Below are 14,444 nucleotides of genomic sequence, written 5' to 3'. Positions count from 1 at the left end.
CGGTACCCAGACCGAGACCTGCCCACCCATCGGCAGAACATAACAGCCGACCGCGCAGCGTAGTGCGCCCAGGTTCATACCCGGAGTGTGAAGCGCGGGCTTCACTCAGACCGCGAGTACGACGGTGTTGCCGCCCAGCTGTTTTCCGAGATACATGGCCGAATCCGAATTGCGCAGCATGACCTCCAGATCGCGGTCGGCCGAGTCCGGTTCGGCCACGGCCACGCCGATGCTGGCTGTCACGCGACCGGCGTTCGCCTCGATCGCCCGGCGCAAGCGCTCGGCCTCGATGATGGCGGCATCCTCCGGCATGGATGCGGCCACCACGAATTCTTCGCCGCCGATGCGCGCTACCACTCCGGCCGGCGGGCATTCGGATAGCAGGCAGGCGGCGATACGGATCAGCACTTCGTCGCCGGCCGAATGGCCGTAGGTGTCGTTGACCGCTTTGAATCGGTCGAGGTCGATCGACATCACGCAGATGGGCCGGTGGTCGTGAGATCCGAACCAGGCCGAGACGTAGTAGTCCAGACCGCGCCGGTTCAGCAGACGGGTGAGCGGATCGGTCAGCGCGTCCATGCGCAGCACCCAGTAGCAGAAGTGCAGCGCGGGCAGCAGCCCGACAGTTATCGACGCCATGGTCAGGACGGCCGAAACGGCCAGAGCGATATCGCCGTCGGAATCCGCGACCGTGAGCCAGGCCAGCGTCAGCACCGACAGCAGTGACCATCCGGCGTGCACGGCCAGAATTCGGGGTCCGTGGAACATGGTGAGGTAGCCGCCCGTGACGATCAATGTCATCACCAGCAGCGAACCGTAGAGCGCATTCCGGTCGACCAGACAGCCGAGGGTGATGAGCACGTCCGCACCGGCCACCAGGGCCAGGGAGAGACGCTCGCTCGGCCAGGGTGCGACCGACCAGTACACGGTCCAGATCAGCGCGGCGGAAATGGTGAATACGAGGAGCAGACGCCCCAATCCCACCGGGCCGGCCTGGGACGCCCGGTTCAGTATCGTGATCGCTGCCATGATCGCGCCGCCGGCCGCGACGAATCCTTTGATCGGTCCCAGGGCGCCGCGCGATTCGAGAGTCCGGACGAGCCACCGATAGTCGAGCGGATCATGCCACCACTCGGAGACAATGTTGGTAGCTTTCATATCCGGTTCGACTCCTGAGCTTGGACACCGTCGTCCCGTTTCCGCGGCGTGTTACTGAACGGCAAATACTAGACGCGATCGCAGTCGTGCAAAGCACTCTTCCGGGTGCACGGCCGAATCGGAAGCCGCGCCGCTACCTGCGTCTTCGCCCTCGGCCTTCATTCCGTAACCGTTCGCACCTCCTCGAGGTGGGCCAGGATCGGCGGATACGCCGCCTGCTCGACCACATCCCCTCGACGTCTGCGTGACGGAATCAGGCGGTGAAAGCGAGCCGGGGTTACGCGGGCGAATCGGTGCAGGAGCGCACCCGGGCGCAGGCGGCGCCAGATTCTCGACGCCGATTCGGAGGTGCTGGGCATGACCGGTTATCGCACGGCCACGATACGCGGTAGCCGTGAGCTGCGGGTCGCGGACCGGAAATTCTTCGAGTCCACCGAGGATCTGCTGCTCGCCGCGTACGAGGAGTGCATGGTCCGGCTGGAGGACGCGGTCGTCGAGGTGGGGGCTGGCCACCGATGTGCGGGAGCCGGCGCGCGCGGCGCGGGCTCGATGCGTTCTTGGCGGTCATGGAACAGGATCCGCGGTTGGCGCGGGTGGGCCGGCTGGTAGTGCTCGGTGTCTGGCCGCAGGTCGAGCAGACCTACCGTCCGGCCTCGGAAAGCTGCTGACAGAAATCAACCCCAAGCGCGTCCCCGTATCCCGGCCGGAAGCTGGGAGATCGTGGCGTCCGCCGCCATCGGCGGTATCGGCCACCCGGTCACCGTGTGGGTGACCGGAGACTTCGCCACGCCCCGGTCGGACCGCCTCGGAGGCCGGCGGTGCGCAGACGTGCACACCGAGGCGAGCGGCACATTCTGCGGGCAGTTTCTGATGGAAGTGCTTCGGGCGCACGGGCGGCACGGCCGCAGACCGACAGGTCAGGTCACGGTGCTGCCGTTCGGTGGCCGCAGATCAGGGCGTGACCTGGTCGAAGCGCAGGTGTAGAGCGTGGGGCGCACCGACGCTGATGCCGACCGAGCGCTGGATTCCGGTGCCGGGAGCAAGTCGGAACGCGGTGAGGCGGTTCAGGAGCCGGGTGATGCCGATGTCGAGTTGCATGCGGGCGAAGTGGCGGCCGAGGCAGCGGTGGATACCGATGCCGAAAGCCAAGTGCGGATTGCGGTTACGGTCGAAATCGAGGTGCTCCGGATTATCGAATCGGTCGCTGTCACGGTTGCCCGAACGCCAGTGCACCGCGACTCGGTCGCCCTTGGCCATCGGCACGCCGAGCAGGTCGTTGTCCTCCACGACGAGTCTGCCCATGACGCTCACGGTCGAGGTATAGCGCAGTAACTCGTCGAGATCGCGGGTCGCCCAATCTGGCTCGCGCAGCCTCGCTTCCAGTCCGGGTACCTCTGCGAGGTATTCGGCGATGTAGGCGAGTGCGCCGCGGGTGGTGTCGAGCCCGCCCAGCAGCAGCACGGTGACGACGCCGAGCCGTTCCTCCATGCTCAGCGGGCGGCCATCGGCGACAGTGGCATCGACGATGGACTGCAGCAGATCCGCGCGGGGCGCGGCCTCGCGTTCGGCCATGAGCTCGGCCGCCAATGCCGCGACGGCGGCGAAACTTTCGGGCGTGTTCTGCACCGACACCTGGGTGACGGCGTCGACCGCGCGCGCCAGCCGCTCCTGGTTGTCGTCGTCGAGCACGATCTTCGCGAGTGCGCCCGCGGTGAACGGGATCGCGAACTCGCTCACGAACTCGACCTCCCCGCGGCCGGCGAAGCCATCGATGAGTTCGTCGGCGAGCTGCTGCACGACCGGCTCGTATCGTCGCAGTGCCGCCCGCGAGAACGGTCCGTTCAGGAATGCCCGGAAGTCATGGTGCAGTGGCGGATCCACGTCGATGGGCGGCAAAGCGACTGGCACGGTGGTCAATCCGGGCATCGTGGAGCTGAAGATCTCCGGATGCGCGGCCACCGTGACGAGGTCTTCGTACCGCGTGACCACGTGCATTCCGCCGCCGAAACCCGTGTGTACGACCGGACATTGGGCGCGCGCCCACGCGAGCTGATCATCCAGTCGCGCGCAGTGGCTTTCGTCGAACCAGTCGAGATTCTCGAAGAATTCCTGATGGCTGTCGGCCATGGCGAACCCCTTCCACCCCTGAGCGGCTGTGCGACTGATGGTGCGCCCGGCCACCGCGCAGAGTCAACCCGCTCGTCGCGTCACGGCGTGGTCAGCAGCCCCTTCGCCGCATCGAACTGAATCTGGCCACCACCACCCCGATCCGCCCCCAGTTCTCCTTCACCGGCGGGCCCGACGGCCCGGTCCCCATGCTCGTGACCAACCGGGCCGCCTCCCGGGATCGCGAACCGGCCTGAACGGAGATCGACTGCAGAGGAGTCGATTTCGCGATCGTGTGCAGTCGAGCGCTCGATCGGATCGATGCGTGGAGATTGCGCTATCGGAACTTCCATCGCTTGCTCGCCCGGACCGGCGTCAGGTACGCGTAGATCCACCCCGCTGGCCGGCACTTTGGCTGGACGTCCTTCAGCCCGGGCGCTGGTCATAGCTGAATCTCTGCTGGCGACTCTGCCCGGGTGCCCGGCCGGGCGGTAGGTGGCTCTATCGTGCAAAGGTTCGAGGAGGAGTGGAGGCGGAGCAATGGGGAAGAACCGGCGGCATCGGGCGGCTGCGCAGCGTGCTCGCGAGGAGCGGGCTGCGGGCGGCCGGTTCGAGACGGTGCGGCCGGCGCTCGGGGAAGCGGGGGAGGCTGGGCCGGAGGAGATCGGGAACGCGATTCTGGCGGGGGCTTTGGAGTCGGCCAAAGGGGATTCGCGGGCTGTGGGGGTGTTCGCGGCGGAGCTGGGGAAGGGTGGGTTCACGCCGGAGTTGGAGCGGGGTGCGTATCTGGCTGGGCGGCAGGCTATTACGACGGCGTTCGAGAGTGGCTGGCTGCCCGGGGATATTCATCAGGCCGCGCGCCGGCGGGTCGGGGAATTCGCGGTCGCGTATCTGGTCGACATGATGGGCGCCTACGTTGGGCAGTTCGCGGCGGAGACGGTCGATGAGACGTGGCTGGCTCAGCTGGGGGAGCTGGAGGCGAGCGTTTGGTGGGAGCAATCGAAACCGCATCTCGGGCAGTGGGCGAGCAGGCACCTGCTGATTGCCACCGAGGCGGTCGGTGCGGTGATCGAAGCGGTGGCGCTGCTGTTCCAGATGCCGAGGATGGAGCTGATCCGGCCGTTGCCGGGGTCGGCGCGTCCCGAGCGCGCGGCGCGCCATCCGGTGGACGAGAAGGCGCTCGTCAGGGTTCGGGGATTGCTCGCGAAGGCCGAATCCACCTCGTTCCCGGAGGAAGCCGAGGTGCTGTCGGCCAAGGCGCAGGAGTTGATGACCAAATACGCGATCGATCGGGTGCTGCTCGAGGCCGGCACCGCCGCGCCCGATCTGCCCGGTGCGCGCAGACTCTGGCTGGACACGCCCTATGCCGACGCGAAGGCCCTACTGGTCGATGCTGTCGCGGGCGCCAACCGGTGCCGCGCGATCTTTTCCGCCGAGTGGGGCTTCGTGGCCATCGTCGGTGACGAGGCCGACCTCGATGCCGCGGAGCTGCTGACCACCTCGCTGTTGGTTCAGGCGACCAGGGCGATGATCGCCAGTGGCGACCATCGTGGCGCCGCCTCGGCCCGCACCCGGCCGTTCCGCAAGTCGTTCCTCATCGCCTACGCCACCCGGATCGGTGAGCGGCTCGCCCACGCCAACGCCGATACGATCGCGAAAACCGCTGACTCCGAACGACTTCTGCCCGTTCTCGCCTCGCATCAACTACGGGTCGACACTGCCTTCGAGACGCTGTTCCCGGCCGTGAAAGCGTCGCGCGTCTCGGTACCTGATGCCGAGGGCTGGCACGCGGGCCGCGCCGCCGCCGACCGCGCCAACCTCGACTCCTGACTTCGCAGGTCGGCGTACCGTTTGGGTTGCGGGCCGAAATCCCCTCAGAAGCAGCGCTTTTCGCTGCCGACCACCACCGTGGTCGCGCCCCCTCGATCCGATCGTTCGTGGACATCGCGGTGAGCTGCGTTTCGCGATTCCTAGCCGGGTCTTTCCCGAGCGCACCGGCCGGGTCCCGGTCTCGTCGTCGGAGCGGTCGAGTATTCAATTGCCGCAATCGGTTTCGAATTCCTGATCGGTCATTCCAGCGCGGGTCGAGGCGGCGATATCGACGCCACGTGCCCGCTGTCTCGACCCGCCGCCGCGTCCTGCGGTCGGAACGCGGCGATCCCGCCGAACTCGAGGCTCGGCTCGGCGCCGGGTCGGGATTCTCCATGCTTCACTTCGCGCGCGAGAACACCGCCACGAGAAAGTCGGACTCGTCGGTGAATGGGCGGAGGTCCCAAGTCGACAGCCGCAGATCCACCGAGAGCCCGGCACGTTCGGCGTCTGCCAGGAACTGCGAGAACTCGTAACCGCGATCCGCACCGAATCCCACAACCAACCGGCCGGTCGGCGCGAGATGGCGGACGAACCCGGCCAGGACCGCCTCTCGGGTGGACGGCGCCAGAAATGTCATCACATTCCCGGCGCACACGATGACATCGAAATCGGCGGCGATCCCACGCGCCGGCAGATCCAGCTCGGCGAGATCGCCGACCAGCCACGTCGGACCGGGATAGTCGTGCTCCGCCGCAGCGATCAACACCGGATCGACGTCCACACCGACAACCGCGTGACCAGCTCCGTGCAGGTAACCACCCAGCCGCCCCGGACCACACCCCGCATCAAGTACCCGGCTACCGCGATCGAGCATCGCGTCGATCAGCCGCGCCTCCCCGACGATATCCGTGCCCTCGGCCGCCAACGTGCGGAACCGCTCCACGTACCACGTCGAATGCCCAGGGTCGGCAGCGGTGAGTTCCTCCCACTGGCTGGGGGTACGTCCACTCATGGAATACTTCCTCCTCGCTAGGCCCTGCTCCGATCCACTGTGCCACCGCCGGGCAAACCATGATCACGCGGCCCGACCCCTCCGCCGGGAGCAGTCACCCGCCCGGGCCTGAGCCGGACAGCCTCACCCGAATCCGCCCCGTTGGACCCCGCCGATCCGAGACATGCAACCAGCACATGCCATACCTGCCCGCGGTGCAGAACATTCGACCCAGGAGACGTCCGCGCGATCGTCGATCGGAGCCCCGCCGCCGGAGAGGTCGCCCGGGCCAGGCGCGGAAATGGCCGCAGCTCGGCGATCGGTGCGATGAGCGATTGGGATATGGGGATGAGCTTTTGGGCCATTCACGCGAATGCCCGGCCTGGGTAGTTTTCGCAGGGTGACCGAACTTCATGAACACATGCGGAACATGTTGGATGGCAGAAACTTCGCGGTCGTTGCGACGATGAACGAGGACGGGTCGCCACACACCTCGGTGATCTGGGTTGATCGTGACGGTGACACGCTGGTGTTCACGACGACCGCGCAACGCCGGAAAGGCCGCAATCTCGCCCGAGACCCCCGCGTCAGCGTGACCGTCCTGGACTCGCAAAACCCTTACCGGACAATCGACATCGCCGGAACTGCCGAGTTGGTGCCGGATCCGGACAAGGAACTTCCGGCGCGGTTGTCCCGAAAGTATGTGGGGGAGTTGCCGCCGCCGGAGCCGTCGGAAGTGCAACGCTGGATCGTGCGCGTCATCCCGGACCGGATCACCGCGTTCGGAGCCTGATAATCAGATTCGGTGCGGCACCACGGCAGTCCAGGACGGCTGTTCCCCGGCTGCCGAGTCTTGTTGCTTCTCTGGGCAATTCGTCGGACCGCTTCGGCGGAGTGCCGGCCCGAGTCTGCCTAATCGGCTGGTCGCCAGGCTGTCAGCTGCAGCCATCGGATGGGTGCGTCGAATGCGTCCGGCCCGTATCGCCGGCGCAGTGCGGTGGTGGCGATGGTGGTTGCGGATTCGAGGTCGAGGGAAGAGTGACGTTCGATTTCGCCGCGAAGAGGGGTTCCTTGGCAGAAGGCGATTGCGCCGGTTTCCGGGGTGGTGTGGCTGGAGCTTTCGATGTATTCACCAGTGATTCGTTCGAAGCCTGCTGAAGTGAGCTCGCTGCGGATTTGGTCGATGTCGAAGTACCCGTAGGGGGTTCGGCGGAAGAATTCCAGGGGTTCGTCGGGGGCTGCGGCGCACAGGGCCTCGGTGATGACCAGGGCTACGGCGTTGGTGTCGAGCCGGTCCCAGACGTTGAAGGCGAACATGCCGCCGGGCCGTAGAACCCGCAGGGCCTCGGTATATCCGTGCATCTTGTCGGGAAGGAACATGGCGCCGAATTGGCATGCCACCACGTCGAAGGAGCGGTCGGGGAAGGGCAGGTGCTGGGCATCGGCCACGTGCCACCGGACGCGGTCGGAGACCAGGCGGGTCGCTGCGGCTTTCACCATGGGTTCGTTGAGATCGGTGGCCACGATGTCGTGACCGCCCAGCCGGGCGAGGGCTCGGGTCAGCGCGCCGGTTCCGGCGGCGGTTTCGAGGATGTCGACAGCGTCGGTCGCGGCCACCGATTCCGCGAGTAGCCGGGCCGGTTCCTCGAAGATCATCGGAACCAGCAGCTCGTCGTAGATCTCGGGGATCGAGCCGGTGAAGGACGTGTCCCCGCTTCCGGCCGCGGTCACGAGCCCGGCCTCGGATCGGCACTCACAGTCGCTGATGCTACCGGCGACAGCCGGATATGCCGGTCGGACGCGCAGGCGTTCGCCCCGGACGGCCGCCGTCCCCCGAGAATGGTGTGGGCTGTTGCTCTTCGGGGCATGGCGTCCGGGTGGGTAGACCCGCGGCGGATGGTTCCTGTGCGCGCTCGGACCGTTGTCATGGCCACTCGCCTCTGCGAGACTCGCCTTCATTGAGAGAGTCACTCTCATCTTTATGGTCTCGATTTCGAGGAGGGCCCATGTTGCGGGTTGTCCAGTGGGCTACCGGTGGGGTCGGCAAGGCGGCGATCGAAGCGGTGCGGGTGCATCCCGAGCTCGAGTTGGTCGGTTGCTATGTGCACTCGGATGCCAAGAGCGGCAAGGATGTCGGTGACATTCTCGGCACGGGCTCGATCGGGGTCGTTGCGACGAGCGACGTCGAGGAGATCCTGGCGTTGGAGGCGGACGCGGTGGTGTACGCGCCGCTGATTCCGAATCCCGATGAGGTGGCGCGGATTCTGCGGTCTGGAAAGAACGTTGTCACGCCGGTCGGCTGGTTCTATCCGAGCGATCGTGATGCCGAACTGGTGCAAGCCTGTCTCGACGGCGGCGTCACCCTGCACGGCATCGGCATCAATCCCGGCGGGACGACCGATCTGCATCCGCTGGTGCTCTCGGCGATGTCGTCGGCGGTGACGTTCGTGCGGGCCGAGGAATTCTCCGACATGCGCACCTACGACGCCCCCGACGTACTGCGCTGGGTGATGGGTTTCGGCGGCACTCCCGAACAGGCCCGCAAGTCGCCGATGCTCGGACTGCTGACCGGCGGATTCACCCAATCGGCGCGAATGTGCCTGGATACCCTCGGATTCGCCGAGGCCGAGATCCGCACCTCGCACGACATCGCGGTCGCCACCGCGCCCATCGAGTCGCCGATGGGAGTCATCGAGCCCGGTCAGGTCGCGGGCCAGCGATTCCAGTGGGACGCCATGGTGGGGGACCGGCCGGTTGTCCGGATCGCGGTCAACTGGCTGATGGGGGAGGAGAACCTCGAGCCCGCCTGGGAATTCGGCCCCGAGGGCGAACGCTACGAGATCGAGATCAAAGGCGACCCCGACACTTTCGTGGTCATCCACGGCTGGCAACCCGCCACCATCGCCGAAGGCTTGAAGCGCAACCCCGGCATCGTGGCGACCGCAAACCACTGCGTCAACTCGATCCCATACGTGTGCGCCGCATCCCCCGGCCTCAAATCCAGCCTGGACCTACCCGTCGTCGCCGGCCGCGCACACCCCGACCTTGCGGCTCAACGTGATTGAGTTGCTCGATACCTGATGCTGCCCTGCGCCGGCCGGCTCGGTCATCGCAGGCAGTGGCAGAAAACTGGGTCCCGGGCCGTTGGGTACCGGACGCCACCCGATGACATCCACCCGCGGGCGCCTGCTTCGGGTGGGAGGCTGGGACTCGGACGTTCCGGTTCACCAGTGATTTGGCGGCGTTCAAGAAGTTGCGGCGGCTGGAGGGCAATCCACGGGTCGCGGTGGTCTTTCATGCTCGGGAGCACGGGAAGGCTCGGGGGGGTGTCCCTATGGTTTTCGTCAAGTTGCGGCTGCGGTGGATCTGCTCTCCTGGTGATCGTCGGATACGTTGGTTTCGGGTGTCGATTCGAGCGGTGGGAGGCTGGTGCAGCATGCACTGGGCGATCGGGGTGGCCGGGCTTGTCGTGGCGGTGGCCGTGATCGATCGGATCGCGGTGTGGGCGGAGCGCCGCGGTTGGATCTACTGGCGTCACCGGCCCAAGACCGCTGGAGTCGGTTCGGGCATGCTCGGTCAGGTGGAGTCGCTGCTGTCCCCGTCCTATCGACATGTCGTCGAGGAAACCCGGTCCAGGCAGATGTTGAGGCTCGACCAGGCAGTCGGCGAAGACGACGACCCAGTCGTGATCGTGGTGCGCGCCGATCGGGAGGAGTCGCGCTAGCCGGTGCTCGCTGATGCGGGTGAATCACGGTAGGGCTGTTTGGTTTTCAGCATGGCGTAGAGGACGTCGCAGCGGCGGCGGGCCAGGCAGATCAGGGCGGCGTTGTGCTTTTTGCCCTCGTCGCGTTTTCGGGTGTAGTAGGCGCGGCTGGCCGGGTCGTGCAGGGCCGCGAACGCGGACAGGAACAGGGCGCGTTTGAGTTTGTGGTTGCCCGAGCGGGCGGGGTGCTCGCCGCGGATGGAGCTGCCGGAGCGGTGGGTGATCGGGGCGATGCCGGCGTAGGCGGCCAGGTGCCCGGCGGTGGGGAAAGCCGAGCCGTCGCCGACTTCGAGCAGGATGCGGGCTCCGGTCCTGACTCCGATGCCAGGCATCGAGGTCAGGACCTTGGCAAGAGGGTGCGCATCGAGCATCCTCTCGATATCGGCGGCGATCGATTGTCGCTGCAGCAGCACCGATTTCAGCGAGTCGGCGAGTTTGGGGAGCACGACCTCGGCGGCCTTGCTGCCCGGGACGGTGACCGTCTGCGCGGGCAGCGCGGCAAAGATTTCCTCGGCCAGGCGCGCGCCCATGCGGGGTGCGTGTTTGACCGCCAGCGCTGTGAGCTTGCGTTTCCCGGTCGCTCGGATGCCTTCCGGTCCGCCGCAGCGCGACAGGATCTCCAGCACCGCCGGATGCGCGATGCGCGGGCCGAGGACGCGTTCGAGGGCGGGATGGACGATGGTGAGCAGGCCGCGGATACGGTTGCTGGTGCGGGTGGCTTCCCCAGCCAGATCGTCGTCGTAGCCGACCAACAAGCCCAGCTCGGTGAGCGCTTCATCGCCGACATCGACCCGGCGCAGCGTATGCGGCAGGGTGCGAGCGGTGTCGGCGATGATGAACGCGTCGCGAGCGTCGGTTTTCGCCTGTCCCGGATACAGATCGGCAATACGGCGCATCGACAGCCCGGGCAGATAGGCCACGTCGTGGCCCATGGCGCGGGCGACGGTCACCGGCAACGCGCCAATGGTGTTGGGTTGATCGACCACGATCAGCAGCGGCCCGTGTGCGGCCAGCTTCTCGAACACCGCACGCAGGCGGGCTTCGTCGTTGGGTAATGCTCTGTCGTGCAACCGTTTCCCGGTCGGGTCCAGCCCGACCGCGTGATGCTCGCCCTTGCCCACGTCAACGCCGCAGAACACGGCATACGCCTGTGTCACCTTCGGGAGTGTCCCTTCATCGCGTCGCACCCTGAATGGTCGCCGATCCGGCGTCGACGTCCGGCACCCACGTTACGAAGAGACCTGCGCTCGGCCCTGTCCCCATCAGCGGTCCATCGACACCACCAGGACCCGGCGACACCACCCCCCGGATCATGCGAAAGACAGGGGCAAGAAGTCATACCGGGCCTGGCGACCGTGACCCCGTAGCGGGATCACGAAGAAGGTAACGGGGGGGATTTCGTTGTCGTCCAGGGGGATGCGAGTTTTTCCTGGTATCCGGATCGCGACGAGCTGCAGGACTTCTACCGGCGGGCGGGGACCGCACTCGGGCCGGATGAGCTCGGCGGAGCGCTGTGGAATCGGTGGCTGGAACCGTTCTGGTGGGATCGGGTCATCGTGCGGATTCGGGCCGAGCGGATCATCGCGTTCCCTGATATCGACTGTGGCGCACCGTCATTCGTAGACGGGCTCGCACGCCCGATGATGCTCCGGCCTCGCAGAAGCCACCCGCGAACGGTACCGGTGCACGCGTCGATGTCGACCGCGTCGCCCGTGAGCTGCGATCATTGCCGCATCGTCTGCTCGGATGGGTCGGGGCGGACGGGTATCCGATGGTCGCGCCGATCCAGGCGGCGGAGCCGTCACCGGACGGGTTGAACCTGTCCGTTCCGCCCGGGCTGGTGCCGCCCGGACAGCGCCGCGCCGGATTGACCGGACACGCATTCACCGCGGGAACGCTGGGACAGCGTCGGATCGCCTTGACCGGATGGCTCGAAAACGACGACGCGGGAACGCGATACGCGCCGCACACCCGGTTGAGCTACACGGTTCCCGCGAACCGGTTGGTGTGGCGGACCGTTGTCGGCGCGGTGACGCGAATCGGACTCGAACGGGCCCGTCACGCCGGCCTGCCATCCCTGCCGCCGCGTCGCTTTCACCACACCGTGCCCGCCTCGCTGGGCTCCGGCATCAGCTGGACGATTCAGGTAACTCCCGTCCGGGATCCGGGGCGCCCATGAGCATGTCGCGCTGGGTGTGGACCTGCTCGCGGAGGGCTTCGACGAGGGTGGCCACTTCGGGGCGACGGAGGGTTTCCGGACGGACCACCAGCCAATAGGTCAGGCGCACTGAGACATCCGAGAGAACTCGGGTCAGATCTGGGTGGCGGTCCGCCATGAAGCAGGGGAGCAGGCCCAGGCCCGCGGCCGCGCGGGTCGCTTCGACGTGAACGAAAACATTGGTGGAGGAGAGGGATTCGCGCATGGCCGGGGCGAAGGTGGGGGCCAGGTCGAGGTCGTCGACCTGGAGCATGGAGTCGATGAAGTAGACGAGCGGGTGGCGCGCGAGATCGTCGACGGTGGCGGGCGCGGGATGGTCGGCGAGGTAGGAGTGCGCGGCGTAGAGGCCGAGGGTGTACTCGCCCAGTTCGATGGCGCGGGCGCGGCGGAGTTGCGGTTTACCCACTACCACTTCGATATCCGAGCCCGAGCGCTGCAGGGAGGCGAGGCGGGTGGCGGTCACGATCTCCACCGAGAGCTTGGGGTGACGGCGTTGCAGGGCGGCGATGGCGGGTGCGGCGATGTAGGCGCTGAACCCGTCCGTGGCCGACATGCGAACCACACCTTCGAGGGCGGGGGTGTCGGAAGTCAGTGAGCGGACGGCGGTTTCGATGGCCTCGGCGGCGGTGAGCGCCTCCCGCCCGAGTTCGGTGAGCTCCCAGCCGCTCGCGCCGCGAATCAGGACCCGCCCGCCGAGGGCCTGTTCGAGGGCGGCGATGCGGCGGGAGATGGTGGTGTGGTTGATGCCCAGCTCCTCCGCGGCGGAGACGTAGCGGCCCGTCCGGCCGACCGCGAGCAGCACCAGCAGATCGTCGGGGCTCGGCCGGTTGGTGGTGGAGGTCACGCTCATTTCTGCATTCTTGCAGATTGGGTTTGCGGATCTGGTCATTGCTGTCGGGGCGAATGTGCACGAATACTCCTTGGCATCGAAGTATGTGTGGGCCGCGTCACAGATGAGGGTGGGGCGGCCCCGGCGTGAAGGAGTTGCGCGATGAGCCTCCCGGATACCGAACCGGAAGCCGGCGGCGGCCTGGCCGGATTGCGGCGTGTGGTCGCCGCGTCCATGGCGGGGACCGTGGTCGAGTGGTACGAGTTCTTCCTCTACGGCACCGCGGCCACGCTGGTGTTCAACAAGGTGTTCTTCGCCAAGGGCACCAGCGACCTGGACGCCATCCTGGCGGCCTTCGTCACCTACGCGGTCGGGTTCGCGGCCCGGCCGCTGGGGGGCATCGTCTTCGGCCACTTCGGCGACAGGTACGGGCGCAAGAAGCTGCTGCAGCTGAGCCTGGTGCTGGTCGGCGCGGCCACCTTCCTGATGGGCTGCCTGCCGACCTACGGGCAGGTCGGGTATCTGGCCCCGGTGCTGCTGGTGGTGCTGCGGTTCGTGCAGGGCTTCGCGGTCGGCGGCGAGTGGGGTGGCGCGGTGCTGCTGGTCGCCGAGCACAGTCCGAGCCGCAGTCGCGCGTTCTGGGCGTCGTGGCCGCAGGCGGCGGTGCCGGTGGGCAATATGCTCGCGACCATCGTGCTGCTCGTGCTGACCTCGACGCTGTCGGACGCGGCGTTCCTGTCCTGGGGCTGGCGGGTGGCCTTCTGGCTGTCGGCGGTGGTGGTGCTGATCGGCTACTACGTGCGCACCAAGATCACCGACGCGCCGATCTTCGTGGCCGCGCAACAGGTCGCCGAAGAGGAGAAGGCGAATTCCTTCAGCGCGCTCGAGGTCCTGAAGCGGTATCCGCGAGGTGTGCTCACCGCCATGGGACTCCGGTTCGGCGAGAACGTCTTCTATTACCTCGTGGTCACTTTCAGCATCACCTATCTGAAAGTCCATGTGGGAGCCAACACCAAGGTGATTCTGTGGTGGCTGCTCGCGGCGCACACCGTGCACTTCCTGGTCATCCCGCTGGTCGGGCGGCTCAGCGATCGCATCGGACGCCGCCCGGTCTACCTGGTCGGCGCACTCACCGCCGCCACCTGGGGCTTCTTCGCCTTCCCGATGATGGACAGCGGGCACAACGCGATCATCCTGTCCGCCGTCATCATCGGACTGGTGTTCCACGCCCTCATGTATTCGGCGCAGCCGGCGATCATGGCCGAGATGTTCCCGACCCGCATGCGGTATTCCGGTGTGTCCCTGGGCTATCAGGTGACCTCGCTGGTGGCGGGATCGCTGGCGCCGATCATCGCCGTGCGGCTGCTGGAGACCTACAAGTCCTCGGTGCCGATCGCCTGGTACCTGGCGGCCTCGGCGGCGGTGACCGTGGTGGCCGTCCTGTTCGCCCGCGAGACCAAGGGCGCGGATCTGGCGGCCATCGACCGGGCCGACGCGGAAAGCATTGCCGCGCAGCACAGTTCGAAGCAGACCATTGGTGAGGTGAAGGTGGCATGACCGAGACGAC

14 protein-coding genes are annotated in these 14,444 nt (G+C 66.9%); 7 read left to right on the top strand and 7 right to left on the bottom strand.

Annotated features, from left to right (window positions below):
- Positions 1-105: 105 nt before the first annotated feature.
- Entirely contained in the window at positions 106-1,158 is a 1,053-nt protein-coding gene (locus tag ON33_RS33890) for a GGDEF domain-containing protein (protein WP_051153309.1), read from the bottom strand.
- Between the two features lie 357 nt (positions 1,159-1,515).
- Between ON33_RS33890 and ON33_RS33885 the strand changes: the two genes are divergently transcribed.
- A complete protein-coding gene (locus ON33_RS33885; protein ID WP_157184865.1) occupies positions 1,516-1,767 on the top strand; it encodes a hypothetical protein in 252 nt (83 codons plus the stop codon).
- A 342-nt stretch (positions 1,768-2,109) separates the two neighbouring features.
- Here the strand turns inward: ON33_RS33885 and ON33_RS33880 are convergent, their stop codons facing one another.
- Entirely contained in the window at positions 2,110-3,285 is a 1,176-nt protein-coding gene (locus ON33_RS33880; protein ID WP_040863225.1) for a cytochrome P450, read from the bottom strand.
- 80 nt (positions 3,286-3,365) lie between these two features.
- Entirely contained in the window at positions 3,366-3,710 is a 345-nt protein-coding gene (locus ON33_RS41980) for a hypothetical protein (protein ID WP_157184864.1), read from the bottom strand.
- 172 nt (positions 3,711-3,882) lie between these two features.
- Between ON33_RS41980 and ON33_RS33875 the strand changes: the two genes are divergently transcribed.
- The gene (locus ON33_RS33875) at positions 3,883-5,094 is read left to right on the top strand and encodes a DUF2786 domain-containing protein (RefSeq protein WP_245551044.1); all 1,212 of its coding nucleotides are present in this window, start codon (positions 3,883-3,885) and stop codon (positions 5,092-5,094) included.
- A gap of 379 nt (positions 5,095-5,473) precedes the next feature.
- Here ON33_RS33875 and ON33_RS33870 read toward each other — a convergent pair whose 3' ends face one another.
- Positions 5,474-6,088, bottom strand: coding sequence for a class I SAM-dependent methyltransferase (locus ON33_RS33870; RefSeq protein WP_040863223.1), 615 nt, complete (start codon positions 6,086-6,088; stop codon positions 5,474-5,476).
- Positions 6,089-6,440: 352 nt separating this feature from the next.
- Here ON33_RS33870 and ON33_RS33865 point away from each other — a divergent pair, with 352 nt between their 5' ends.
- Positions 6,441-6,860 carry a PPOX class F420-dependent oxidoreductase gene (locus ON33_RS33865; RefSeq protein ID WP_051153308.1) on the top strand — a complete coding sequence of 140 codons (420 nt, stop codon included), beginning with the start codon at positions 6,441-6,443 and terminating at the stop codon, positions 6,858-6,860.
- A 119-nt stretch (positions 6,861-6,979) separates the two neighbouring features.
- Here the strand turns inward: ON33_RS33865 and ON33_RS33860 are convergent, their stop codons facing one another.
- On the bottom strand, positions 6,980-7,798 hold the full coding sequence (locus tag ON33_RS33860; protein WP_040863221.1) for a class I SAM-dependent methyltransferase: 819 nt from the start codon (positions 7,796-7,798) through the stop codon (positions 6,980-6,982).
- A gap of 275 nt (positions 7,799-8,073) precedes the next feature.
- Between ON33_RS33860 and ON33_RS33855 the strand changes: the two genes are divergently transcribed.
- Positions 8,074-9,132: an NAD(P)H-dependent amine dehydrogenase family protein gene (locus tag ON33_RS33855; protein ID WP_040863220.1), complete on the top strand. Its 1,059-nt coding sequence runs from the start codon at positions 8,074-8,076 to the stop codon at positions 9,130-9,132.
- 371 nt (positions 9,133-9,503) lie between these two features.
- Positions 9,504-9,791, top strand: coding sequence for a hypothetical protein (locus ON33_RS33850; protein WP_051153307.1), 288 nt, complete (start codon positions 9,504-9,506; stop codon positions 9,789-9,791).
- On the opposite strand, the gene ON33_RS33845 is transcribed toward ON33_RS33850, so the two are convergent.
- The gene (locus tag ON33_RS33845) at positions 9,788-10,987 is read right to left on the bottom strand and encodes an IS110 family RNA-guided transposase (protein ID WP_040863219.1); all 1,200 of its coding nucleotides are present in this window, start codon (positions 10,985-10,987) and stop codon (positions 9,788-9,790) included. The two genes, ON33_RS33850 and ON33_RS33845, sit on opposite strands and share 4 nt — an antisense overlap.
- A gap of 569 nt (positions 10,988-11,556) precedes the next feature.
- On the opposite strand from ON33_RS33845, the gene ON33_RS38825 reads away from it, so the two are divergent.
- Positions 11,557-12,009, top strand: a complete 453-nt coding sequence (locus tag ON33_RS38825; protein WP_051153306.1) for a hypothetical protein — start codon at positions 11,557-11,559, stop codon at positions 12,007-12,009.
- Here the strand turns inward: ON33_RS38825 and ON33_RS33835 are convergent.
- Positions 11,960-12,898: a LysR family transcriptional regulator gene (locus ON33_RS33835; RefSeq protein WP_245551042.1), complete on the bottom strand. Its 939-nt coding sequence runs from the start codon at positions 12,896-12,898 to the stop codon at positions 11,960-11,962. The two genes, ON33_RS38825 and ON33_RS33835, sit on opposite strands and share 50 nt — an antisense overlap.
- 141 nt (positions 12,899-13,039) lie before the next feature.
- On the opposite strand from ON33_RS33835, the gene ON33_RS33830 reads away from it, so the two are divergent.
- Positions 13,040-14,434 carry an MFS transporter gene (locus ON33_RS33830; protein WP_040863218.1) on the top strand — a complete coding sequence of 465 codons (1,395 nt, stop codon included), beginning with the start codon at positions 13,040-13,042 and terminating at the stop codon, positions 14,432-14,434.
- Positions 14,435-14,444: the final 10 nt, after the last annotated feature.

The organism is Nocardia niigatensis NBRC 100131, from assembly GCF_000308655.1.
Classification (GTDB): domain Bacteria; phylum Actinomycetota; class Actinomycetes; order Mycobacteriales; family Mycobacteriaceae; genus Nocardia; species Nocardia niigatensis.
This window is presented reverse-complemented; position numbering and strand designations above follow the sequence as displayed.

Excerpts from the sequence above, each read along its gene's own strand:
- ON33_RS33870 (WP_040863223.1), bottom strand. The coding sequence starts at position 6,088 with ATGAGTGGACGTACCCCCAGCCAGTGGGAGGAACTCACCGCTGCCGAC.
- ON33_RS33885 (WP_157184865.1), top strand. The coding sequence starts at position 1,516 with ATGACCGGTTATCGCACGGCCACGATACGCGGTAGCCGTGAGCTGCGG.
- ON33_RS33890 (WP_051153309.1), bottom strand. The coding sequence starts at position 1,158 with ATGAAAGCTACCAACATTGTCTCCGAGTGGTGGCATGATCCGCTCGAC.
- ON33_RS41980 (WP_157184864.1), bottom strand. The coding sequence starts at position 3,710 with ATGACCAGCGCCCGGGCTGAAGGACGTCCAGCCAAAGTGCCGGCCAGC.
- ON33_RS33830 (WP_040863218.1), top strand. The coding sequence starts at position 13,040 with ATGAGCCTCCCGGATACCGAACCGGAAGCCGGCGGCGGCCTGGCCGGA.
- ON33_RS33850 (WP_051153307.1), top strand. The coding sequence starts at position 9,504 with ATGCACTGGGCGATCGGGGTGGCCGGGCTTGTCGTGGCGGTGGCCGTG.
- ON33_RS33835 (WP_245551042.1), bottom strand. The coding sequence starts at position 12,898 with ATGAGCGTGACCTCCACCACCAACCGGCCGAGCCCCGACGATCTGCTG.
- ON33_RS33865 (WP_051153308.1), top strand. The coding sequence starts at position 6,441 with ATGCCCGGCCTGGGTAGTTTTCGCAGGGTGACCGAACTTCATGAACAC.
- ON33_RS33855 (WP_040863220.1), top strand. The coding sequence starts at position 8,074 with ATGTTGCGGGTTGTCCAGTGGGCTACCGGTGGGGTCGGCAAGGCGGCG.
- ON33_RS33880 (WP_040863225.1), bottom strand. The coding sequence starts at position 3,285 with ATGGCCGACAGCCATCAGGAATTCTTCGAGAATCTCGACTGGTTCGAC.